The 19,650-nt window shown below is 70.8% G+C and carries 21 protein-coding genes, 1 tRNA gene and 1 pseudogene; 12 read left to right on the top strand and 11 right to left on the bottom strand.

The genetic code is table 11. The features are described 5' to 3' along the window. The first annotated feature begins 31 nt into the window (after positions 1 to 31). Entirely contained in the window at positions 32 to 787 is a 756-nt protein-coding gene (fabI, locus tag O9K63_RS04990) for an enoyl-ACP reductase FabI (protein WP_277241116.1), read from the top strand. Positions 788 to 797: 10 nt separating this feature from the next. Here the strand turns inward: fabI and serB are convergent, their stop codons facing one another. Beyond that, the gene (serB, locus tag O9K63_RS04985; RefSeq protein ID WP_277241114.1) at positions 798 to 1,493 is read right to left on the bottom strand and encodes a phosphoserine phosphatase SerB; all 696 of its coding nucleotides are present in this window, start codon (positions 1,491 to 1,493) and stop codon (positions 798 to 800) included. Between the two features lie 10 nt (positions 1,494 to 1,503). Then, positions 1,504 to 2,751 (bottom strand): glucose-1-phosphate adenylyltransferase, encoded by a 1,248-nt coding sequence (gene glgC / locus O9K63_RS04980; RefSeq protein WP_277241112.1) that lies wholly within the window; start codon positions 2,749 to 2,751, stop codon positions 1,504 to 1,506. A 58-nt stretch (positions 2,752 to 2,809) separates the two neighbouring features. Here glgC and glgA point away from each other — a divergent pair, with 58 nt between their 5' ends. Next, positions 2,810 to 4,006: a glycogen synthase gene (glgA, locus tag O9K63_RS04975; protein WP_277241110.1), complete on the top strand. Its 1,197-nt coding sequence runs from the start codon at positions 2,810 to 2,812 to the stop codon at positions 4,004 to 4,006. Here glgA and O9K63_RS04970 read toward each other — a convergent pair. Together O9K63_RS04970 and O9K63_RS04965 are read right to left on the bottom strand one after the other, a co-directional pair. After that, positions 3,979 to 4,506, bottom strand: a complete 528-nt coding sequence (locus tag O9K63_RS04970; protein WP_277241107.1) for a GNAT family N-acetyltransferase — start codon at positions 4,504 to 4,506, stop codon at positions 3,979 to 3,981. The genes glgA and O9K63_RS04970 overlap by 28 nt on opposite strands. Beyond that, positions 4,503 to 5,258 (bottom strand): hypothetical protein, encoded by a 756-nt coding sequence (locus tag O9K63_RS04965; RefSeq protein WP_277241105.1) that lies wholly within the window; start codon positions 5,256 to 5,258, stop codon positions 4,503 to 4,505. Before O9K63_RS04965 ends, O9K63_RS04970 begins: the two co-directional genes overlap by 4 nt. A gap of 37 nt (positions 5,259 to 5,295) precedes the next feature. On the opposite strand from O9K63_RS04965, the gene O9K63_RS04960 reads away from it, so the two are divergent. Genes O9K63_RS04960 through O9K63_RS04945 form a run of 4 tightly spaced genes read left to right on the top strand, consistent with a single transcriptional unit; the run spans position 5,296 to position 8,445 of the window. After that, complete coding sequence (locus O9K63_RS04960; protein WP_277241103.1) at positions 5,296 to 6,081, top strand: ABC transporter ATP-binding protein; 786 nt, start codon at positions 5,296 to 5,298, stop codon at positions 6,079 to 6,081. Between the two features lie 49 nt (positions 6,082 to 6,130). Next, positions 6,131 to 6,904: a sulfite exporter TauE/SafE family protein gene (locus tag O9K63_RS04955; protein ID WP_277241101.1), complete on the top strand. Its 774-nt coding sequence runs from the start codon at positions 6,131 to 6,133 to the stop codon at positions 6,902 to 6,904. Beyond that, positions 6,901 to 7,626: a sulfite exporter TauE/SafE family protein gene (locus O9K63_RS04950; protein WP_277241099.1), complete on the top strand. Its 726-nt coding sequence runs from the start codon at positions 6,901 to 6,903 to the stop codon at positions 7,624 to 7,626. The genes O9K63_RS04955 and O9K63_RS04950 overlap by 4 nt, the downstream gene beginning before the upstream one ends. A 9-nt stretch (positions 7,627 to 7,635) precedes the next feature. Next, positions 7,636 to 8,445: a TrmH family RNA methyltransferase gene (locus O9K63_RS04945; protein WP_277241098.1), complete on the top strand. Its 810-nt coding sequence runs from the start codon at positions 7,636 to 7,638 to the stop codon at positions 8,443 to 8,445. Positions 8,446 to 8,490: 45 nt separating this feature from the next. On the opposite strand, the gene O9K63_RS04940 is transcribed toward O9K63_RS04945, so the two are convergent. After that, positions 8,491 to 9,027, bottom strand: a complete 537-nt coding sequence (locus tag O9K63_RS04940) for a YbhB/YbcL family Raf kinase inhibitor-like protein (protein WP_277241096.1) — start codon at positions 9,025 to 9,027, stop codon at positions 8,491 to 8,493. Positions 9,028 to 9,139: 112 nt separating this feature from the next. Between O9K63_RS04940 and O9K63_RS04935 the strand changes: the two genes are divergently transcribed. Next, on the top strand, positions 9,140 to 10,741 hold the full coding sequence (locus O9K63_RS04935) for an HNH endonuclease signature motif containing protein (protein ID WP_277241094.1): 1,602 nt from the start codon (positions 9,140 to 9,142) through the stop codon (positions 10,739 to 10,741). 23 nt (positions 10,742 to 10,764) lie between these two features. On the opposite strand, the pseudogene O9K63_RS04930 reads toward O9K63_RS04935, so the two are convergent. Further along, positions 10,765 to 11,230: pseudogene (locus O9K63_RS04930) on the bottom strand (HipA family kinase); the annotation flags it as partial. A gap of 102 nt (positions 11,231 to 11,332) precedes the next feature. Here O9K63_RS04930 and O9K63_RS04925 point away from each other — a divergent pair. Both O9K63_RS04925 and O9K63_RS04920 read left to right on the top strand, forming a co-directional pair. Further along, positions 11,333 to 11,418: transfer RNA gene (locus O9K63_RS04925), tRNA-Leu, on the top strand. An 815-nt stretch (positions 11,419 to 12,233) separates the two neighbouring features. Continuing rightward, entirely contained in the window at positions 12,234 to 12,602 is a 369-nt protein-coding gene (locus tag O9K63_RS04920) for a hypothetical protein (protein WP_277241092.1), read from the top strand. Positions 12,603 to 13,568: 966 nt separating this feature from the next. On the opposite strand, the gene O9K63_RS04915 is transcribed toward O9K63_RS04920, so the two are convergent. From O9K63_RS04915 to O9K63_RS04905, 3 genes are all read right to left on the bottom strand, one after another. Next, complete coding sequence (locus tag O9K63_RS04915; protein ID WP_277241090.1) at positions 13,569 to 15,008, bottom strand: right-handed parallel beta-helix repeat-containing protein; 1,440 nt, start codon at positions 15,006 to 15,008, stop codon at positions 13,569 to 13,571. A gap of 142 nt (positions 15,009 to 15,150) precedes the next feature. Beyond that, complete coding sequence (locus O9K63_RS04910; protein ID WP_277241088.1) at positions 15,151 to 15,291, bottom strand: hypothetical protein; 141 nt, start codon at positions 15,289 to 15,291, stop codon at positions 15,151 to 15,153. Positions 15,292 to 15,320: 29 nt separating this feature from the next. Further along, entirely contained in the window at positions 15,321 to 15,806 is a 486-nt protein-coding gene (locus tag O9K63_RS04905; protein WP_277241086.1) for a hypothetical protein, read from the bottom strand. Between the two features lie 90 nt (positions 15,807 to 15,896). On the opposite strand from O9K63_RS04905, the gene O9K63_RS04900 reads away from it, so the two are divergent. Beyond that, on the top strand, positions 15,897 to 16,679 hold the full coding sequence (locus O9K63_RS04900; RefSeq protein ID WP_277241084.1) for an alpha/beta hydrolase family protein: 783 nt from the start codon (positions 15,897 to 15,899) through the stop codon (positions 16,677 to 16,679). Between the two features lie 43 nt (positions 16,680 to 16,722). Continuing rightward, a complete protein-coding gene (locus tag O9K63_RS04895; RefSeq protein ID WP_277241082.1) occupies positions 16,723 to 18,048 on the top strand; it encodes a M20/M25/M40 family metallo-hydrolase in 1,326 nt (441 codons plus the stop codon). A gap of 6 nt (positions 18,049 to 18,054) precedes the next feature. Here O9K63_RS04895 and O9K63_RS04890 read toward each other — a convergent pair whose 3' ends face one another. Then, complete coding sequence (locus O9K63_RS04890; RefSeq protein WP_346771041.1) at positions 18,055 to 18,261, bottom strand: DUF5703 family protein; 207 nt, start codon at positions 18,259 to 18,261, stop codon at positions 18,055 to 18,057. A 38-nt stretch (positions 18,262 to 18,299) separates the two neighbouring features. Here O9K63_RS04890 and O9K63_RS04885 point away from each other — a divergent pair, with 38 nt between their 5' ends. Continuing rightward, positions 18,300 to 18,611, top strand: coding sequence for a primosomal protein (locus tag O9K63_RS04885; RefSeq protein ID WP_277241078.1), 312 nt, complete (start codon positions 18,300 to 18,302; stop codon positions 18,609 to 18,611). 15 nt (positions 18,612 to 18,626) lie between these two features. Here the strand turns inward: O9K63_RS04885 and O9K63_RS04880 are convergent, their stop codons facing one another. Then, the gene (locus tag O9K63_RS04880) at positions 18,627 to 19,628 is read right to left on the bottom strand and encodes a magnesium and cobalt transport protein CorA (protein ID WP_277241076.1); all 1,002 of its coding nucleotides are present in this window, start codon (positions 19,626 to 19,628) and stop codon (positions 18,627 to 18,629) included. Positions 19,629 to 19,650: the final 22 nt, after the last annotated feature.

Genomic DNA, 19,650 nt, shown 5'->3' with positions numbered 1-19,650 from the left:
GTTCGACACACCACCTGACGAAAGGCAGCAGATGCTCACCGGCAAGACCTTCCTCATCACGGGCGTCCTCATGGAGTCCTCGATCGCCTTCCACGTCGCGAAGCTCGCGCAGGAGCAGGGGGCGCAGGTGATCCTGACCAGCTTCGGCCGGACCATGAAGATCACCCGCTCGATCGCCAAGCGGCTGCCACAGGAGGCGCCGGTCATCGAGCTCGACGTCACGAGCGACGAGGACCTCGCTGCCCTCGCCGACCGTGTCGGCGAGCACGCCGAGACCCTGGACGGGGTGCTGCACTCGATCGGGTTCGCGCCCGAGGGTGCCTTCAACTTCCTCGAGGCCGCCTGGGAGGACGTCGCGACCGCGGTCCACGTCTCCGCCTTCTCGCTCAAGGCGCTGGCCGTCGCCGCCCTGCCGCGGATGGCCGAGGGTGGTTCGGTCGTGGGCCTGACCTTCGACGCCTCCTACGCCTGGCCGGTCTACGACTGGATGGGCGTGGCCAAGGCCGCCTTCGAGTCGACCAACCGCTACCTCGCGCGCGACCTCGGACCGAAGGGCGTGCGCTGCAACCTCGTCGCCGCCGGCCCGATCAAGACCACGGCCGCGAAGTCGATCCCCGGCTTCGAGCAGTTCGAGGAGAACTGGGACGACCGCGCACCGCTCGGATGGGACGTCGGCGACCCGGTGCCCACCGCCAAGGCGTGCACGATGCTCCTGTCCGACTGGTTCCCGGCCACGACGGGAGAGATCCTGCACGTCGACGGCGGCGTGCACGCGATGGGTCTCTAGCCCGCCGCTCTCACGCGAGCGGGTGGCCGCCCTCGTCGTCCTCCTGGGGCAGGGGGTCGATGCCGAGCAGCTCGAGGACTCGCCGCAGGTCCCGCTCGTCGACGGCGACGTCGGCGTGCTCGCGGACGGTGGGCTTGGCGCAGAAGGCGATGCCCAGCTGCGCGGCTGCCATCATCTGCAGGTCGTTGGCGCCGTCGCCGATCGCGACCGTGCGGTCCGGGTCGATGCCCGCGCCGGCCGCCAGGCGGGTGAGGAAGTCCGCCTTCGTGGTCGGCCCCACGACGTCCCCGAGCACGGCGCCGGTGAGGTGCCCGTCGACCACCTCGAGGGTGTTGGCCTTGAGGGTCTCGATGCCCAGCTGCTCGGCGAGTGGGGCGACGACCTCCATGAAGCCGCCGCTGACGATCCCCACGACGTGGCCGCCCTCGGTGAGGGTCGAGACGAGGGTGCGGGCGCCGGGGGTGAGCCGCACGGCCGCACGCACCTGGTCGAAGACCGTCACCGGCAGGCCCTCGAGGGTCGCGACCCGCGCGTGCAGGCTCTCGGTGAAGTCCAGCTCGCCCCGCATGGCGGCCTCGGTGACGGCCGTGACCTCCTCACGGGTGCCCGCGTGGTCGGCGATCAGCTCGATGACCTCGTCCTGGATGAGGGTGGAGTCGACGTCGAGGACGACGGCGATCGGACCCTCGCCGGGCAGTGGAGTCATGCGCCGCAGTCTAGGTCTCGTCGAAGACGTGTCCCTTCCCGACGACTGTGATCCCGGACGCGGTCACGTGCAGTCCCCGGGCCCGGTCCTCCTCCGCGTCGACACCGAGGTGCATCCCCGGGGGGACGTGCACGCCCTTGTCGACGATGACCCGCTCCAGCCGGGCGTGCCGACCGATGTCGACCCCGTCGAGGAGGACGCTGTCGGAGATCGAGCTGTAGGAGTGGACGAAGACGCCGGGGGAGAGGACCGAGTTGTCCACGTGGCCGCCGGAGACGACGACGCCCGGGGAGACGATCGAGTTCGTCGCACCGCCGGCTCGTTCGCCGTCCGCGTGGACGAACTTCGCCGGGGGGAAGGCCCCCTGGTGGGTGTTGATCGGCCAGTCGTAGTTGTAGAGGTTGAAGACCGGCAGAACCGAGGTCAGGTCCATGTGCGCGTCGAAGTAGCTGTCCATGGTCCCGACGTCCCGCCAGTAGCCCCGGTCGCGGTCGGTGGACCCGGGGACGGTGTTGTCCGCGAAGTCGTAGGCGTACGCGCTGCCCCGGTCGACGAAGGCGGGGACGATGTCGCCACCCATGTCGTGGCTGGACTCGGCTTCGGCGTCGGTGCGGATCGCGTCCATGAGCGCCTCGGTGCTGAAGACGTAGTTGCCCATCGATGCGAACACCTCGTGCGGTGCATCGGGCAGTCCGTGCGGGTCGCTCGGCTTCTCCCGGAAGGCGGTGATGCGCCGCCCGTCCCCACCGACCTCCATGACCCCGAACTGGCCCGCCTGCTCGATCGGCTGCCGGATCGCGGCCACCGTGCAGTCCGCGCCTGTCTCGCGGTGCTGGGCGACCATGTCGGAGAAGTCCATCCGGTAGACGTGGTCGGCCCCGACGACGACCACGATCTCGGGTCGCTCGTCGACGATCGCGTTGAAGGACTGGTAGATCGCGTCCGCACTTCCCGTGTACCAGCTCTTGCCCCGGCGCTGCTGGGCCGGCACGGGCGCGACGTAGTGCCCCAGCGGCGAGGCCAGCCGCCAGGCCTGGCTGACGTGCCGGTCGAGGCTGTGCGACTTGTACTGGGTGAGCACGATGATCTTGGCGTAGCCGGAGTTGACGACATTGCTCAGGGCGAAGTCGACGAGGCGGTAGATGCCCCCGAAGGGCACCGCCGGCTTGGCCCGATCCGCCGTGAGCGGCATCAGGCGCTTGCCCTCACCACCGGCCAGGACGATCGCCAGGACCTTCGGGTGCTTTCCACCAGGCATCGGACACACTCCCTTCGCTCACCGCCGAACCTACTCGGTTCCGGCCTACGCTGTGCAGGTGCGCGTCGACATCCTGACCAAGGAATACCCTCCAGCGATCTACGGCGGGGCGGGGGTCCACGTGGCGGAGCTCAGCCGAGCCCTGCGCGAGCGCGGCGACACGGACGTGCGCGTGCGCTGCTTCGGCGAGCCCCGGGACGAAGGGGGGACGACCGCCTACCGGGAGCCGGACACCCTGTCGGGGGCGAACGCGGCGTTGACGACGATGGGTGTCGACCTGGCCATGGCCGCGGACTGCGGGGGCGCGGACCTGGTGCACAGCCACACCTGGTACGCCAACTTCGCCGGTCACACCGCCTCCCTCCTGCACGGCGTCCCACACATCGTCTCCGCGCACAGTCTCGAGCCGCTGCGGCCGTGGAAGGCCGAGCAGCTCGGCGGTGGCTACCGCCTCTCCTCGTGGGTGGAGCGCAGCGCCTACGAGGCGGCGGCCGCGGTCATCGCGGTCAGTGCAGGGATGCGTGCGGACATCCTGCGCAGCTACCCGGACATCGATCCCGCGCGGGTGCACGTCGTGCACAACGGCATCGACTCGCAGCTGTGGCAGCCGGGGGAGGACCTCGACGTCGTGCGTCGGCACGGGGTCGACCCCGATCGTGCGTCGGTGGTCTTCGTCGGGCGGATCACCCGGCAGAAGGGTCTGCCGCACCTCCTCCGCGCGGCGAAGGACCTGCCCGCGGACGTCCAGCTCGTTCTGTGCGCCGGGGCACCGGACACCCCGGAGCTGCTCGCCGAGGTCGAGGGGCTCATCGCCGACCTGCGCCGGGAGCGCGACGGGGTGGTCTGGATCCCGGAGATGCTGCCGCGGCACGAGGTGATCGCCCTGCTCACCTCGGCGACGGTCTTCGCCTGCCCCTCGGTCTACGAGCCGCTGGGCATCGTCAACCTCGAGGCGATGGCGTGCGGGCTGCCCGTCGTCGCGACCGCCACCGGCGGGATCCCCGAGGTCGTCGTCGACGGCGGGACCGGGTGGCTGGTGCCCATCGAGCAGGTGCAGGACGGGACCGGGACGCCCGTGGACACCGCGGTCTTCGAGCGCGACCTCGCGGCTGCGCTCACCGAGGCCCTCGCCGACCCGCAGCACGCCGCCGCGCGGGGTGCCGCGGGCCGGCAGCGCGCCGTGGAGCAGTTCTCCTGGGCGAGCATCGGGGATCGCACGATGCAGGTCTACGCCTCGGTGCTCGACCACTCCTGACGGGTGACCTCGGCGATGACCTCGCCGAGCTCGGCCCCCGGCAGGGGGTCCTCCCACTCGCGCACCTCGGTGCGCACGTGGTGCATGCCGAGGCGACGCATCACGGCCCGGGAGGCCTCGTTGACGACCATCGTCTCGGCGCGCACCACGCGCACGGCCGGGTCCCGGAAGGCCTCGTCGACGACGGCCCTGGCCCCTTCCACGGCCAGACCACGGCCCCATGCACTGCGCCGCAGCCGGTACCCGAGCTCGGCCCGGCCCCCTTCGCACGGCCACAGGGCCCACCAGCCCACCGGGCCGGAGTCGAGGTGACCGATCCACTGCGGCCCCGGGATGCGTGGCGTCCAGAAGTCACGCGCCTCCTGCGGTGTGCGGGCGCGCCCGGTGAGATGACGCATGACCTCCGGGTCACCGTCGAGCTCGACGAGGAAGGGCAGGTCGTGCGGGCGTACCGGGAGCAACCGCAACCGCGCGGTCCGCAGCTCCCGGACGCCCGTCACCGCGTGGGCACCCAGCCGGCGAAGGCGGCGCAGGCGGCGTTGGTCGCGTCCGCGAGGGCACGCTCGGCATCGCGGTGCAGGGCCCGCAGGGCGCTTGCCCGTGTGTGCTCGTGGGAGGCGGAGAGCGCCCCGGAGTGCTCCAGGCCGACCGTGGCGGCGACGGAGAGGGTGGCCGCCATCCCGATGACGCTGCGCGCCCGGTCGGGGAGCCGTGGCGGCAGGGCCCAGTCGGCGCCGAGGCGGTCGTCGACGAGGTCGTGGGCGATGTCGCTCGACCACGGCCGACCGTCGATGTCCTCGAGGTCGTCGACGGCGGCGAGCACCCGCTGGCGCAGGTGGCGCTCGAGCTGGGAGTGGTCGAGCGCCTCGATCCGGTGGACCGGCACCGGGTCGGAGTCGTGGGCCACCCAGTCGATCCGGTGCGCCGTGGCGCCCTCCGAGCCGTACGAGGAGTGCTCCGGGACGAGCATGCCGCCCAGGCCGGGCACGAAGAGGGCCTCGCCCGCCTCCACCGCGGCCTCGGTGGCGACGGGGCCGCACCGGGGCAGGCCGGCGGTGTGTCCGGGACCGGGGAGGGCGACGAGCACGGCCGCCTCACCGAGGTCGCGCCACAGGTCGAGCTGCTCGCGCAGGCCCTCGGTGTGGTCGACGTCCGGCAGCGCCCGCCGGAGGGCGTCGGGCATGCTCGTGCCGCCGGCCCAGGCGTGGGTGACCCACAGGGCGACACGGACGGAAGCGGGCAGTTCGTGCATCTCACCGATGATAGGGACCGGCGGTTAGGGTCGGGGCATGAGTGATGTCCTCGCCCTCGCCGGTGCCACCGTGGTGCGTGGCGCCACCACGCTGCTCGCCGACGTCGACTGGGAGGTCGAGGAGGGCCAACGCTGGGTCATCCTCGGCCCCAACGGTGCCGGCAAGACCACGCTCCTCCAGCTCGCCGCCGCGCGCATGCACCCGACGAGCGGTGTCGTGGGCATCCTCGGCGAGGTGCTCGGCACCGTCGACGTCTTCGACCTGCGTCCGCGGATCGGCCTGTCCTCGGCGGCGCTCGCCGAGCGGATACCGAAGGGGGAGAGGGTCCAGGACGTCGTCGTCACCGCCTCCTGGGGAGTCGTCGGCCGCTGGCGGGAGTCCTACGAGGACCTCGACCACGGGCGCGCCCGCGAGCTGCTCGACGCGCTCGGGGTGGCCCACCTGGCCGAGCGACCCTTCGGGACGTTGTCGGAGGGGGAGCGCAAGAGGGTGCAGATCGCGCGGGCCCTGATGACCGACCCGGAGCTGATGCTCCTCGACGAGCCGACGGCCGGGCTCGACCTGGGCGGCCGGGAGGACCTCGTCGCCCGACTCGGCGAGATCGCCGCCGACCTCGAGGCGCCCGCCGTGGTCATGGTGACGCACCACGTCGAGGAGATCCCGCCGAACTTCACCGACGTGCTCCTGCTGCGCGAGGGGCGGGTCGTCGCCCAGGGGCCGATCGAGCTGACGCTGACCGAGGCCAACCTCTCCGAGACCTTCGGCCTCGACCTCGTGCTGGAGCAGCACGGGCAGCGCTGGTCCTCCCGCGCGCGGGGCTGACAGGCGGACCGGCGCCGCGTCCGTGGTCGGCGCGGTCTAGGGTGACCGGGTGTCCTGGCTCGAGATCGGTGCGGTGATCCTTGCCGCCGTGTGGGCGGGCGGCATCAACACGCTCGTGGGCTCGGGCACGCTCGTGACCTTCCCGACGCTGCTCGTGCTCGGCGTGCCGCCCCTGACGGCGAACATCTCCAACTCCGTCGGCCTCGTCGCCGGCGGCATCAGCGGGACGATCGGCTACCTGCCCGAGATGAAGGGCCTGGGACGCAAGGTCGCCCAGCTGATCCCCATGTCGGTCCTCGGCGCGATCATCGGCGCCCTGCTCCTGCTCGTGCTTCCGCCGGAGGCCTTCGCCACGGTCGTCCCCGTGCTCATCGCCATCGGCATCGTGCTCGTCGTCCTCGGCCCGCGGCTGTCCGCCTGGGCCAAGCGACACCACCACGAGGGCGGCAGGGTGCCCGTCTCGCAGGTCGCGGCCCTGATGGCCGGGGTGCTCCTGGCCGGCGTGTACGGCGGCTACTTCGGCGCGGCGCAGGGGGTCATCCTCATCGGCCTGCTCTCGGCGCTGTCGACCGAGCGACTGCAGGCGCTGAACGGTCTGAAGAACGTCCTGGGCACCATCGTCAACGCCGTGGCGTCCCTCGTCTTCATCATCGTCGAGCCCGATCTCGTCGACTGGCGGATCGCGGGTCTCGTCGCCGTCGGCGCGATCATCGGGGGTGTCCTCGGGGCCCGCTACGGCCGGCGGCTGGCGCCGAACGTCCTGCGCGCCGTCATCGTCGTCGTCGGTCTCGTCGGCCTGGTCAAGTTCGTCTTCTTCCCGTGACGGCCTGGCTCGACCCGACGATCCTCGCTCTCGGGCTGGCCGTGGGTATCGGGGCGTTCGTCCAGTCCTCGATCGGCTTCGGCATCGCGGTCGTCTCCGCGCCGCTGGTCGTCGTGGTCGAGCCGCAGCTGATGCCGGTGTCGTTGATGGTGTGCGCGATCTTCCTGCCCTTCGTCCAGCTAGCGAGCGGACCGCGGGAGATCTCCTGGCAGCCGCTCGGCTGGTCCCTCGTGGCCCGCCTGCTGGCCACCCCCCTGGGCATCGTCATCGTGGCCGTGACCTCCGCCGACGCGATCGCCCTGCTCGTCGGGGTGCTCATCCTGGTCACCGTGGCCGTCTCCGTCAGGGCCGTGGACATCCGGCCCACCCGGGGCAGCATGCTGACCGCGGGAGCCATCAGCGGTGTGTCCGGTACTGCCGCCTCGATCGGGGGTCCCTTCATGGCCCTAGCGATGCAGCACGAGCCGCCGCACCGCCTGCGCGCCACCCTGGCCGTCTTCTTCATCGTCGGGACCGGCGCGAGTCTCGCGGGACTGGCCCTGGCCGGTCAGGTCACCCCCGAGCAGCTGCGGGCCGGGATCACGTGGTGGCCCTTCGTCGTCGCGGGGCACCTGATGGCGGGGCCGGTGCGCTCCCGACTGGATGCGCGGGCCCTGCGTCGGGTCGTCCTGGCCTTCTGCGTCGTGGCCAGTCTCGGCGTCATCATCCGCACGCTGCTCTAGCCTCGTCCCGTGCCCATCACCATCACCGACCCCGGCGACGAGCGCCTGCGCGACTTCGTCGGGCTCACCGACGTGAAGATGCGCCGCCTCCTCGAGCCGGCCGGCGGCCTCTACCTCGCCGAGAGCGAGAAGGTCATCCGCCGCGCCCTGTCCACCGGCCACGAGCCGCGCGCCTTCCTCATGGGGGAGCGGTGGTTGACCGACCTCGCCGACATCGTCGAGGAGGCGGAGGCGAAGGGGGTCCCGGTCTACACCGGGACGGCGGAGGTCATCGAGGGGATCACCGGGTACAACCTCCACCGCGGTGCGCTGGCCTCGATGCACCGCCCGCAGCTGCCCTCGCTGGCCGAGGTGCTCGCCGGAGCCCGGCGGGTGCTGGTGATCGAGGACGTCGTCGACCACACCAACGTCGGTGCCGTCTTCCGCTCGGCGGCGGCGCTGGGGACGGACGCCGTCCTCGTGACACCCCGGTGCGCCGACCCGCTCTACCGGCGGGCCATCCGGGTCTCGATGGGCACGGTCTTCCAGGTGCCGTGGACGCGTATCGACCCGTGGCCCGGCGGCATCGAGGCGTTGCGCGAGGCCGGGTTCACGGTGGCGGCGCTGGCGTTGGCGCCGGACGCGGTCGGGCTCGACGAGCTGTCGGCCGACCCGCCCGAGCGTCTCGCGCTGGTCCTGGGCACCGAGGGCGACGGATTGGCGCGCCGGACCCTCGGGCAGGTCGACCTCACCGTGACGATCCCGATGACCGGTGTGGTCGACTCGCTCAACGTCGCGGCCGCGGGTGCCGTGGCTGCGTGGGAGCTGCGGGTGCGCTGACCCGCAGACCCGCCGGCCCACGGCACCGCAGGCCCGCAGCCGGACTCAGGCCTGGTAGGTGCCCGTGATGACGGCCCGGCCGAGCGTGTGGGGCAGGTAGGTGAAGGCCGCGACCGTGCAGCTGACGTCACCGTCGATGCCCAGGCCACCCGGCTCGACGTCCAGGGCGTGCACCGCGAAGACGTAGCGGTGCGCCATGTCACCCTCCGGTGGGGCGGCCCCACCGAAGTCCCTGGTGCCGTTGTCCGTCGTGGTCATGAAGGCGCCCTCGGGGAGGTTCGCGCCACCCTCGGCTCCGGCGTCCGCCGGCAGCGAGGTCGTGTCAGCGGGCAGGTCGACCACGGTCCAGTGCCAGAAGCCGGCCGGGGTGGGTGCGTCCGGGTCGAAGCAGGAGACGGCGAAGCTCTTCGTCCCCTCGGGCGCGCCGGACCAGGACAGCTGCGGACTGCGGTTGCCCCCGGAGGCGACCTGCGCGTCGGGCAGGGTTGCGCCGTCGACGAAGTCCTCGCTGGAGACGTCGAAGGACGCCGTGGCCGGGAGCATCTCGTAGGGGTCTGGTGCGGTCGGTCGTGTGAAGTCCATGCTTCCGACCCTAGATGCTCGCCCGCCGATTCCGAGGGTGCCCTGTTGACACTTTGTCGAACACATGTTCGAATGGAACATGAGCCGGGCACTCCATGAGGAGGGGAAGACCGTGATCGTGACAGTCGACACCGACGCGCCGAGGGGACGCGCGGCCGAGGGCGACACGGCTGACGTGGTCACGGGTCTTCCCGGGGTAACGGAGTTGTTGGGCGACACCCGTGAGTGGCTCTCGGGGCTGACGGCCGTGGATGGACTGACCCGGGCGGAGTGCCTGCAGGTGATCACGGTGGCGGAGGAGATCAAGTCCGCGGTCTCGGCGGTGCAGGCGCGGGCGACGGTGCACTTCGTGGAGCAGGTGGAGCAGGACGCATCAGCCGCTCGGGCGCGTGAGGAGATCACGCGCGGCGAGGCCCGTCGGCGGACCAGCGCGGCGCGCAGCGAGGTCGCTCTGGCGCGGCGGTGCTCGCCGGCGCAGGCCGATCGGCACGTGGCCACCGCACGGGCCTGGTGCTCCGTCCTGCCGCAGACGATGTCCGCGTTGACTGCCGGACGGGTGAGCGAGTCCAGGGCGGGCGTCGTCGCCCAGGAGACGACCTGCTTGTCGCCGCAGGACCGCAGGGAGGCCGATCGCCGCCTGGCCGGGGACCTGGCCCTGTTGGGCGACCGCGCGCTGAGGGGCGCCGCCCACCGGGCGTGCACCGTTATCGACCCGGCCAGTGTGGTCAGGCGCAACGAGAAGGCCGTCGCCTCCCGCAGGGTGAGCACGCGCCCGGCGCCGGACGGGATGGCGTGGCTCTCGGTCCTGGGTCCATTGACGGACGTGGTCGGTGCCCACGCGTCGCTGACTGCGGCGGAGGCGGCGCGATTCGTTGCGACGGGTGACCCGCAGGTCGACGCCGAGCGTACGGCGGACGAGCGCAGCCGGGGCGCGTGGATGGCCGACACCGCACTGGAGCGTCTGTCCGGGCGGGATGAGGGTCAGGCGCAGCCCGTCGAGGTCGGTCTGGTCATGAGCGACACGACGCTCCTGCCCACCCGTGACGAGCCGGACGACGACGACCCGGTGTCCGCCGATGCGGGCCACGGAGCCGCGGGCCACGGGACCGCGGGTGATGGCACGAGCGGGGATGGCGGGGCGGTCGAGGTGCCCGGATGGGGTGCCCTGCCGGCGCACAGCGCCCGTGAGCACCTGACTCGTCTCCTGGACCAGCTCGAGTCCGCCGGGTCCGAGGGTGACCACAGCCCGGGGATCTGGTTGCGGCGGCTGTTCACGCCACCGGACGGGCGGAACCTGGTCGCGATGGAGTCACGGCAACGGTTCCACACCGGCGCTCTGCGCGCTTTGATCACCCTGCGTGATGCCACCTGCCGCGTGCCCTGGTGCGATGCCCCGACGAGACAGGTCGATCATGCCCACCCCGCAGCGGATGGCGGTCGGACCAACGCGATCAACGGGTGGGGCCTGTGCGAACGGCACAACCTCGACAAGGAGACCCCCGGTTGGCGAGCCACTGTGACGGCCACCGGGCTCGATCCCGGCGACCGGCCCCACCAGGTACGACTGACCACCACCCACGGGCAGGACCATCGCTGTCCCGCACCACCCCTGCTCGGGGTGGGACGCGACATCCCCCACCCGCGCGAGCCAGTGCCGCCGACGCTGACCCGTTCCCGCCTCGAGGTCCACCTCGAGGGGCTCCATGCGGCCTAGCGCACGAGCCGGTCGAGGAGTCGGGCCGCACCGTGGTCGATGGCCCACGGTCGCCCGCCCCACACGAGCAGGTTGGGGTTGGCCCACGTCCTGTCGACATTGGCCGTGAAGGCATCGAGCCAGACGATCGGCTCCGCCTCCTCCCGTGTCGCCGGTCGCGACCCGTCGTAGCCGAAGGAGCCGGGCAGGTAGTCCAGACCGAGGTTGGTGCCGACCGAGGCCGTGAGCAGGTCCTGGACCTCCTCGTCGGCCTCGTAGCGGGCGATGTCCTTGGCCAGGTCGACGACGGCCAGCCGGGGGACCGGGATGCCCAGGCGCCGCGCGATCTCCCCGACGAGGATCTCGGCGACGAGCACCTTCAGGCCCTGGCCGGCGCCGCGGAACTTCACGACGTACATCCCCAGGTCGTCGGCCTCGACGAGTCCGGGGAGGGAGCCCCCCTTCGCGCAGGGGGACCGCGAATCGGGTCGCGGTGACGGTCTCGAGCACGGGTGCAGCCTGTGTCCCGTCCCGGATTTCATCCCGGGCGCATCCCCGTGTAAAGTTTCTCGTCGTTGCCCCGGTGGCCCCAACCGCCGGTCAGCACCACTCGTCCGGGTGGCGGAATTGGCAGACGCGCTAGCTTGAGGTGCTAGTGCCCGTATTAGGGCATGGGGGTTCAAGTCCCCCCTCGGACACCCAAGAGGGGTTCACGAAACGTGTGGATCTGGTTCACGAAACCTCGGTCAGATGGTGAATCTGCCCGAGGTTTCGTGGTTCTGAGGCCGTCAGGCACGCGACGGCTGGGTCCGTGAAGGGCACATCACCGTTCGCCGACTATGACCGTGCTCTCTTGAACCCTGCGCCGATGGGGCTCGCCCCGGAGGAGTACCTCGAGATCTGGGTGGAGGGCGCAACTCCACAGGAGTGGATGAACATTGCCCGTTCCTTCCTGACACAAGTGGGCGAGCCGCTCGCGGAGTAGGTCCCCGGTTGGAGAGTCCGGGCAGGCCCTCCAGTTGGCGTCATGCGGCGCATCTCCACTGATGCAGCTTGGTCACTGCACGCATTGATGCACTCCAACGCAAGAGCCGTGGGTGGAGCTCGAAGTTGGGCGCACCTGAGTGCGGTCTTGGCGGATGCTGCACTGAAGGCGGGAGTGGCCCACGGTGCACGTGGCCGGAGGCCCGCAGCCCCGGTGCTCTGGCGCCCCTGGTCGATCTGACTGTGCTGGTCGAGGCCGCATATGCGGTCTCTGCGCTGCCCCATCACTGTCTGCTCACCTTCGTCGCGGCTGGCGTCGGTGTCTGCCCGGCTGACGACCCGGCGTACCGACTCCGGAGGCTGCGACGTGTTGAACTACATCGCAACCACCAGACTGGCCAAGTCACCGTGCGGAGCGTAGCGAGAGGAGCGTGTGGTGCGTAAGTTCTGGTTCGCCGACGAGGAGTCGGTTCCCGAGTTCTGGGAGACCCGGCACGAGCCGACGGGGTCCGGTGTCAATCGTGCGGTGGTGGCGCCGGAGAGTGGCGTCAAGGGTGTGCGGGCGGTGGAACTGTCGACGTTCTCGTTCGCGGTCGGCGAGGAGGCCGAGGACGCGCGCAGCATCCCCGGTGTTCAGGCGTCCGGCTTGGTCGACCAGCTGGTTGAGTCCGGGATTCGCTTGCCGAAGCGGGTCGTCGACTTTGCCTACCGCGACGAGCCAGGCGAACACGTCACGAACCGTGCCCGTACCGATCTGCTGGTCATCGACGGGGTGACGTACTACGCGAGCACCTGGCAGCTGTGGGGGTACCAGCTCTCGGTCACCGTCATCGACGAGTCGTGGTTGACGATCCTGCAGCCGGTCCGGCCCGACGTGACTCGTCTCGTGACGGTCTGACCCGCGGTCGTCCTCGAAGGGTTCACGCCCGCATGCCTGGCCCGGTGGGGTACTTCCAGGGGGTGCTTCCGGCGTTTTGGGGATGGGTGAGAGGTGAGGGCGGCCGCAGTCGGTGCGTGACCTTGTACCGGGTGCCGGTCTTGCCATTGATGACGAGACCCCCAGCTCGCACCGCCGGTAGCGGTATGTGCTGGGGGTGGGGGTCCAGGTGCCCTTGCGTGCGGTCTTGCCGGCGCGGGCGGTGCCGAAGATGTTGGGGAGGGCTCCCTTCGCGGGGAGGTGCTCGCGGTGGTCTTGGGACCGCGCTGTGGAAGGTGGCCTGGACGCTCAGCTCCCTTGGTGGAGGTTCTGCGGTCGGGCGCCTCGGGGTGACAAGCGCGCGGGTGCATCAACGCATCACGTCTGACCTGTCGGCCGTGTGTGAGGACCCACGATTCCACCCTTCCGGCGTGTCTCTACCGGCGTCGCAGATCTCGGCCGGAGACGCAGTCGAGGGCTATCTGCGAACCGACGACCTCAATGCTCTCGTCGAGGCCGACCTCTTGGCCCCGGTCGCTGATGCGCGTGCGAATGTGGTCGTCCACGTCATCAACGGTGACTGGGATCCACGATGGGGTCACCAGCGAGCAGGTCATCGCCGCTGACCTCGCCGAACACGACGGTCCGCGAGAGCGCGCCCTTGCCCAGAAGCTTGTTGCCGACCTAGCCGCGGGCCAGTAGGCCGGGCTCTCGGGCGGGGCAATATCCAGTGCCTGGAGGGTGGGGGCAGGCTCCTCCAAGGACATGCCCTACAGCCCGCTCTACGAGCGTTTCGTGAACGCCTCACACACACAAGGAGTTCACGAAACTGGTGGACTTCGGTTCACGAAACCTCGGTCAGATGTCGAATCTGACCGAGGTTTCGTGGTTTTCAGGGACTGGGCGTGCGATGGGATGGATCCAAGACGTGGGTGGGGCGGTGTCGGGTCAGCGCACGGGCTGGCCGGTGTCGTGCCAGACGTTGGTCTTTTCCCACACGCTGTTCTGGAGGTTGCCGACGGCGCCGTATCGGAAGTCGCGGCCGAAGCGGTTCCCGGCGTAGCGGGCGCTGTCGATTTCGCCGCGGCCGCCGCCGTTGACGGTGAAGTTGCCGCCGTTCATCAGGTTGTCGGTGACGAGCAGCTCGGTGATCGGGTCGGTGCCGACGAGGGAGCCGACCTGGAGTGCTGCGTTCATCCGGTCGCCGGTGGCTGCGTTGTACGGCTGGAGGTTGTTGCCGGTGATGGTGACGTGATCACCCTTGCGGATCTGGATCGTGTCGTGGTGGCCGCCGGGCTGGCGCTGGAGGTGGTGGATGTAGGAGTGGGCGATGAGCACGTTGTCGGCTTGGATGCGGAGGCCGTCCTCAGCGGAGTGGATGTTGGCGTTGCGGATGGTCGCGGAGCCCTGGGCGAAGATGCCGATCCCGGTGCCGCCCTTGTTGTCGACCTCCACGTGCTCGATGCGGGTACCGCGCGTGCCAGAGGTGATGTGGATGGGGTAGAGGCTGGTGCCGGTGCGCACCCGGGTGTTGCGGACGGTCACGTTGTCGGCGTCGATGACGATTCGGCCGCTGACGTCCAGGCCGTCGATGACGGTCCCGTCCTTGGTGACCGTCATCCCGTCTGAGGGGCTGAGGGTGTGGGAGGTGGGGACTCCCGTGGTGGCTGCGGTGGGCACGAGGGAGGTAGCGGGTGCCTGGTGGTGGGCCTGTACCCAGGGGCTGCTGCGTGCGTGGGCGGTGCGGGTGGTGGCGGCCACGGTCCGGTACGTGCGCGGGTCGGTGGTGACGGGCAGGGGGAAGGTGTACGTGCCGGAGCTGGTGGTGCTGGTGGAGCTGATCTTGACCCAGCGGGTGTCATCGCGCTGGTAGAGGTGGACGGTGCGACCGCTGTAGTCACGGGAGGTGACCTTGCCGGAGAGGCTGGTTGCGTGGGCGTGCAGGGTGATGGCGGTCGAGCCGTAGCGGCGGTGGGTGCGTTGCCGGGAGGTGCCGGCGCGGTGGGTCGTGGTCGCGGTGGCGCGCACGCGGTAGGTGTGCCAGCCGTAGCGGATGGGCAAGGTGAGGGTGTAGCGGCCGTCGTCGCGGCTGGTGGCGCGCTTGACGGAGCGCCAGGTGCCGGTGTTGGTGGCGCGGCGCTGGAGCTTGAGTGGGCGTGCGCGGCCGGTGGTGGTGACGCGCCCGGAGATGGTGGCGCGCGCGCCGTCCTTGGTCTTGGTCGCCGACAGCGACGCGGAGACGGTGGTCTCGGCGGTCCCGCTGTGGGTGGCTGCGGCGGCCGGGGGAGAGGAGGGAGTGGCGATGGCCGGGGCGATCGTCAGGGCGGCGGCCACGAGGGCTGCGGCCAGGTGGCGGGTGCGCACGCGGGTGGAGGGGGCGCTGGTCATGGTGGGCCCTTCGGATCTGCGGGTGACGCGCAAGGTGGCGCCTTTGGATGGGGACGGTTCGCGGCGGCAGGTGCGGCGGCAACCGTCTGTGGTGGTGACCTTAGATGGGTGCGGGCGTCGGCGCAGCGCGAGCGCGGGTGGGTCAGCGGAGCGCGGCGATGGCAGCGCTGTCGAGCTCGTCCAGGGTGGCGCCGTAGGTCCACGAGGTGGCGCCGAAGACCAGCTCGGCGGCCGCCGTGATCGCGTCGCGGCGCTCCTGCGGCAGCTCCGGACGGGCCGGCACGCAGCGCCAACGCAAGCGAATGCCCCGGATCAGGTGTTGCCGGTGGTGGCCGCGCCGTGCCTGGCCAGGCGCTCCACCCACGCACGGGCGTGTGACTTCACGTCCGCGTCAAGGAGATCCTGGCGGGCCGTCACCACCCTCCATGAGGTACCGGCCGGCAGGTCGATGTGGTGCGTGAGGGTGATCGTGGTCGAGTTGTCGATCCAGCTCTTGAGGGTCAGGAGTCCACCGCTGCCCGTCGTGCCGGTGTCCGGATGGGCGTCGCGCCACCGGAGCGTCGACGGACGTTCGTGGCCCGTGACGACGATCTCCCGCCCGGTGGGCAGGACCAGCTCGTGCCCGTGCTCAGCGCTGTCGAGGCTGCCCCCGGTCGTCACGTCGATGATGTACCAGGCCCGGGAGTCGGAGATCGAGGCCGTCACCCGCGACTCGGCGGTCAGCCGCAGCGGGGTGCGGGTGTGGGTCGGGGCCGGACTGGCGCGTCGGCGTCGTCGGCGAAGGGGGCGTGACCACATGGTGCAGATGGTGCCTTCTCGCCGCGGGGCCGCCAAGGCACCGCGGTGCTTCGGTGCGGACCTGTGACCCGTCTTTGACATGCTCGGGGCATGGACGCCGAAGAGATCAGCTTCACCGGATCCGGCGGCGAGACCCTCGCCGGCACCCTGGACCTGCCCGGCAAGGAGCCCGAGGGGTACGCGCTGATGGCGCACTGCTTCACCGGCGGACGCAACCACCACGCCACCCGCCGGATCGCGCGGCAGCTGTGCGAGCGGGGTCTGGCGGTGCTGCGCTTCGACTTCACCGGCCTGGGGGATTCCGGTGGGCGGTTCGCGGAGGCGACCTTCTCCTCGCGCGTCTCGGACATCGTCCGGGCCGCGGACTGGATGCGCTCGGTGCACGGCGCGCCGCAGCTGCTCGTGGGGCACTCCCTCGGCGGTGCAGCGGTGATCCCGGCGGCCCCGGAGATCCCGGAGGTCGCGGCGGTGGCCACGATCGGGGCGCCGGCGGACCCGGCCCACGTGACCCACCTCTTCGAGGGGGTGCTCGAGGAGGTCGAGCGCGAGGGGCGCGCCGAGGTCGTCCTCGGTGGCCAGCGGCTGAAGGTCTCCCGAGCCTTCGTCGACGATCTGCAGACCTTCAACCCCATGGGGGCGACGGCCGCCCTCGAGCGGCCGTTGCTGGTGATGCACTCACCGCAGGACGAGGTCGTGGAGCTGGAGAACGCCAGCACCATCTTCCGCGCGGCCCGGCACCCGAAGTCCTTCATCGCCCTCGACGGGGCCGACCACCTGCTGCGTCGGGCCGCCGACTCCCGCAGGGTGGCCCAGCTGGTCGCCGCCTGGGCCGACCCGTACCTGCCGGAGACCTTCACCCCCGAGGCCGACTGACGCCGAGCGGGACGGCGACCCGTCCACCAACTACCCTGCCGACATGAGCGAGATCACGGCGCCCGAGCAGGAGGTTGTGCGCATCTGCCGCGACCTGCTGCGGATCGACACGAGCAACTACGGCCCGGGCCAGGACGGCCCGGGCGAGCGGGAGGCCGCCGACTACGTCGTCGCCCAGCTGCGCGAGGTCGGCCTCGAGCCACAGGTCTTCGAGTCGGAGGAGCGCCGCACCACCGTCTCCGTGCGCATACCCGGCGCCGACCGCGATCGCGGCGCGCTGTGCATCCACGGGCACCTCGACGTCGTCCCGGCCCACGCCGAGGACTGGACGCATCCCCCCTTCGACGCGGTGGAGGCTGACGGCTGCCTCTGGGGCCGCGGCGCGGTCGACATGAAGGACATGGTCGCGATGATGCTCGCGACGGTCCGCCACCTCGCCCGCACCGCCACCGTCCCGCCGCGGGACCTGCTCTTCGTCTTCTTCGCCGACGAGGAGGCCGGGGGAATGCTCGGCAGCCAGTTCATGGTCAGGAAGCACCCCGAGGTCTTCGGTGGCGTCACCGAGGCGATCAGCGAGGTCGGTGGGTACAGCGTCACCGTCGAGGACGCGAAGGGGGACCCTCGCCGGGCCTATCTCCTCCAGACCGCGGAGAAGGGCATCGCCTGGCTCCACCTGCGGGCCAGGGGGAGGGCCGGGCACGGCTCCGTCCCCACGGACGACAACCCGATCGTCCACCTCGCCGAGGCCATTGCCCGCATCGATGCGCACAAGTGGCCGCGTGAGTTCATCGCCTCGGTGCGCGGGCTGCTCGACGGGCTGTCCGAGGTCACCGGGGTCGGCTACAGCGACGAGGACGCCGAGGCGCTGCTGGAGCGGATCGGTCCGGCTGCCGGCTTCGTGCGCGGCGCCCTGCAGGACACCGCCAACATCACGATGCTCGACGCCGGCTACAAGCACAACGTCATCCCGCAGGACGCCACGGCCGCCCTGGACTGCCGCTTCCTGCCCGGCCACGAGGACGACCTCATGGCCACCATCCGGGAGCTGGCCGGTGAGCACGTGGACGTCGAGGTCGGCCACGCGGACACCTCGCTCGAGTCGCCCTTCGAGGGCGCGCTCGTCGAGCGGATGAAGGCGGCTCTGCTCGCCGAGGACCCCGGGGCGGCGATCCTGCCGTACTGCCTCTCCGGCGGCACGGACAACAAGGCGCTGTCCACGATCGGGGTCACCGGCTATGGCTTCGCACCGCTGCGCCTGCCGGCGGACCTGGACTTCGCGCCGATGTTCCACGGCATCGACGAGCGGGTGCCGCTGGACTCGCTCGAGTTCGGCGCGAAGGTGCTCTGGCGCCTCGTCGAGGACTGCTGAGGAGCGTCAGCGCGCCCTCTCCGGCAGGTGGCTGGGCCGCGGGACGCGAATGATCTTGCGGCGCAGCCACGCCTTCTGGACCCCACCGAGGTAGACGACCTTGCGGTGCAGCTCCCAGTGGCCGTACTCGGCATGGTCGGCCAGTTCCTGACGGATGGCGGCGCGCGCGGCACCCCGTGGGAAGACGACTGTGCGGAACTCGTACTCGGGCATCGGCACCATTGTGGCCCAATGGCGGTAGCGTCGTCCCCATGAGCGACCCGCGCCCCGCCCTGAACCAGCTGATCGCCGCCCTCGAGCGACACCTCGAGGCCTCGTCGCAGCGCCGTGGCGAGGACGACCCCACAGTCGTCGCGGCCTACGAGGACCTTGCCGATGCCTTCGAGGCCTACGACGACGCCCTCCACGACGCGACGGGGGAGATGACCCCGCTCGTCGTCGTCGACGAGCAGTTCATGGTCGATGACGCGGACTCCGACGACGAGGACTACGACGACGACGAGGACGACCAGTCCTACGGCGGCCTCGACGACGAGGACTACGACGAGGACGACGACCGCTGAGAGGTCTGCCCGCCGTCACAGCCAGCCGGACCGCTTGAACGAGCGGTAGAGCAGGGTGCAGGCGGCGAGGGTCAGCAGCATGACCGACGGGTAGCCGTAGTAGATCTCACGACCTCCGACGTCGATGCTCGCGGTCAGCTCCGGCATGTACTCGAAGTTCATCCCGTAGATCCCCGCGATCATCGTCGGGAGGACCGCCATCGCCGCCCACGCCGAGATCTTCCGCATGTCCTGGTTCTGTTGCAGGCCGACTTGGGCGAGATGGGCGTTGAGGACGTCGGAGAGCAGCCCGTCCTGGGACTCCGTGTTGTCGATGACGAGGGACAGGTGGTCCTGCACGTCGCGGAAGAGGAATCGCAGGTCGTCGGTGGGCACCGGTGACCGCTCACTGACCAGGTGGGCGAGCGGACGCACGAGCGGCGTCGCCGCGCGCTTGAACTCGAGCACCTCGCGCTTGAGCGCGTAGATCGTCGCGGTCTCCACGTCGTCATCGGTCGAGAACACCTTGGTCTCGATCTCCTCGAGGTCGACCTGCAGCTCGTCCTCGATCGCCAGGTACTGGTCCACGACGAGGTCGAGGATGGCGTGGAGGACTCCCCAGGGGCCACGCGTCAGGGCCTCCGGGTCCTCCTCGAGACGGGTGCGCAGGCCGGCCAGCGGCGCGGCCTCACCCCGGCGGATCGTCACGAGGTAGTCCTCGGCGAGGAAGATCATGATCTCCCCGGACTCGACGTCGGAGGTCGCCTCGACGTAGCGCAACGGACGCAGGACGACGAAGTACCCGTCGTCGTACCGCTCGATCTTGGGTCGCTGGTCCCCGGTGACCGAGTCCTCGATGGCCAGGGGGTGCAGGTGCAGTGCGTCGGAGACGCGGGCGAAGGTCTCGGTCGAGGGATCCTTCATCCCGATCCAGAGGAAGTCCGAGGACTCGTGCGCGCGGATCTCCTCGAGCGCCTCGCCGATCTCGGAGAAGGGCAGACGGCGTCCGTCGCGATAATGGGCCTGGTCGACGATCACGCGGGCATCCTCGCAGGTGAGG

It is taken from the genome of Janibacter cremeus (assembly GCF_029395675.1).
GTDB lineage: Bacteria > Actinomycetota > Actinomycetes > Actinomycetales > Dermatophilaceae > Janibacter > Janibacter cremeus_A.
Note: the sequence above shows the minus strand (reverse complement) of the source record. Positions and strands in the feature narration are given on the sequence as shown.

Excerpts from the sequence above, each read along its gene's own strand:
- O9K63_RS04915 (WP_277241090.1), bottom strand. The coding sequence starts at position 15,008 with ATGACCAGCGCCCCCTCCACCCGCGTGCGCACCCGCCACCTGGCCGCA.
- O9K63_RS04960 (WP_277241103.1), top strand. The coding sequence starts at position 5,296 with ATGAGTGATGTCCTCGCCCTCGCCGGTGCCACCGTGGTGCGTGGCGCC.
- O9K63_RS04885 (WP_277241078.1), top strand. The coding sequence starts at position 18,300 with ATGAGCGACCCGCGCCCCGCCCTGAACCAGCTGATCGCCGCCCTCGAG.
- serB (WP_277241114.1), bottom strand. The coding sequence starts at position 1,493 with ATGACTCCACTGCCCGGCGAGGGTCCGATCGCCGTCGTCCTCGACGTC.
- O9K63_RS04965 (WP_277241105.1), bottom strand. The coding sequence starts at position 5,258 with ATGCACGAACTGCCCGCTTCCGTCCGTGTCGCCCTGTGGGTCACCCAC.
- O9K63_RS04900 (WP_277241084.1), top strand. The coding sequence starts at position 15,897 with ATGGACGCCGAAGAGATCAGCTTCACCGGATCCGGCGGCGAGACCCTC.
- O9K63_RS04905 (WP_277241086.1), bottom strand. The coding sequence starts at position 15,806 with ATGTGGTCACGCCCCCTTCGCCGACGACGCCGACGCGCCAGTCCGGCC.
- O9K63_RS04890 (WP_346771041.1), bottom strand. The coding sequence starts at position 18,261 with ATGCCCGAGTACGAGTTCCGCACAGTCGTCTTCCCACGGGGTGCCGCG.
- fabI (WP_277241116.1), top strand. The coding sequence starts at position 32 with ATGCTCACCGGCAAGACCTTCCTCATCACGGGCGTCCTCATGGAGTCC.
- O9K63_RS04895 (WP_277241082.1), top strand. The coding sequence starts at position 16,723 with ATGAGCGAGATCACGGCGCCCGAGCAGGAGGTTGTGCGCATCTGCCGC.
- glgC (WP_277241112.1), bottom strand. The coding sequence starts at position 2,751 with ATGCCTGGTGGAAAGCACCCGAAGGTCCTGGCGATCGTCCTGGCCGGT.
- O9K63_RS04940 (WP_277241096.1), bottom strand. The coding sequence starts at position 9,027 with ATGGACTTCACACGACCGACCGCACCAGACCCCTACGAGATGCTCCCG.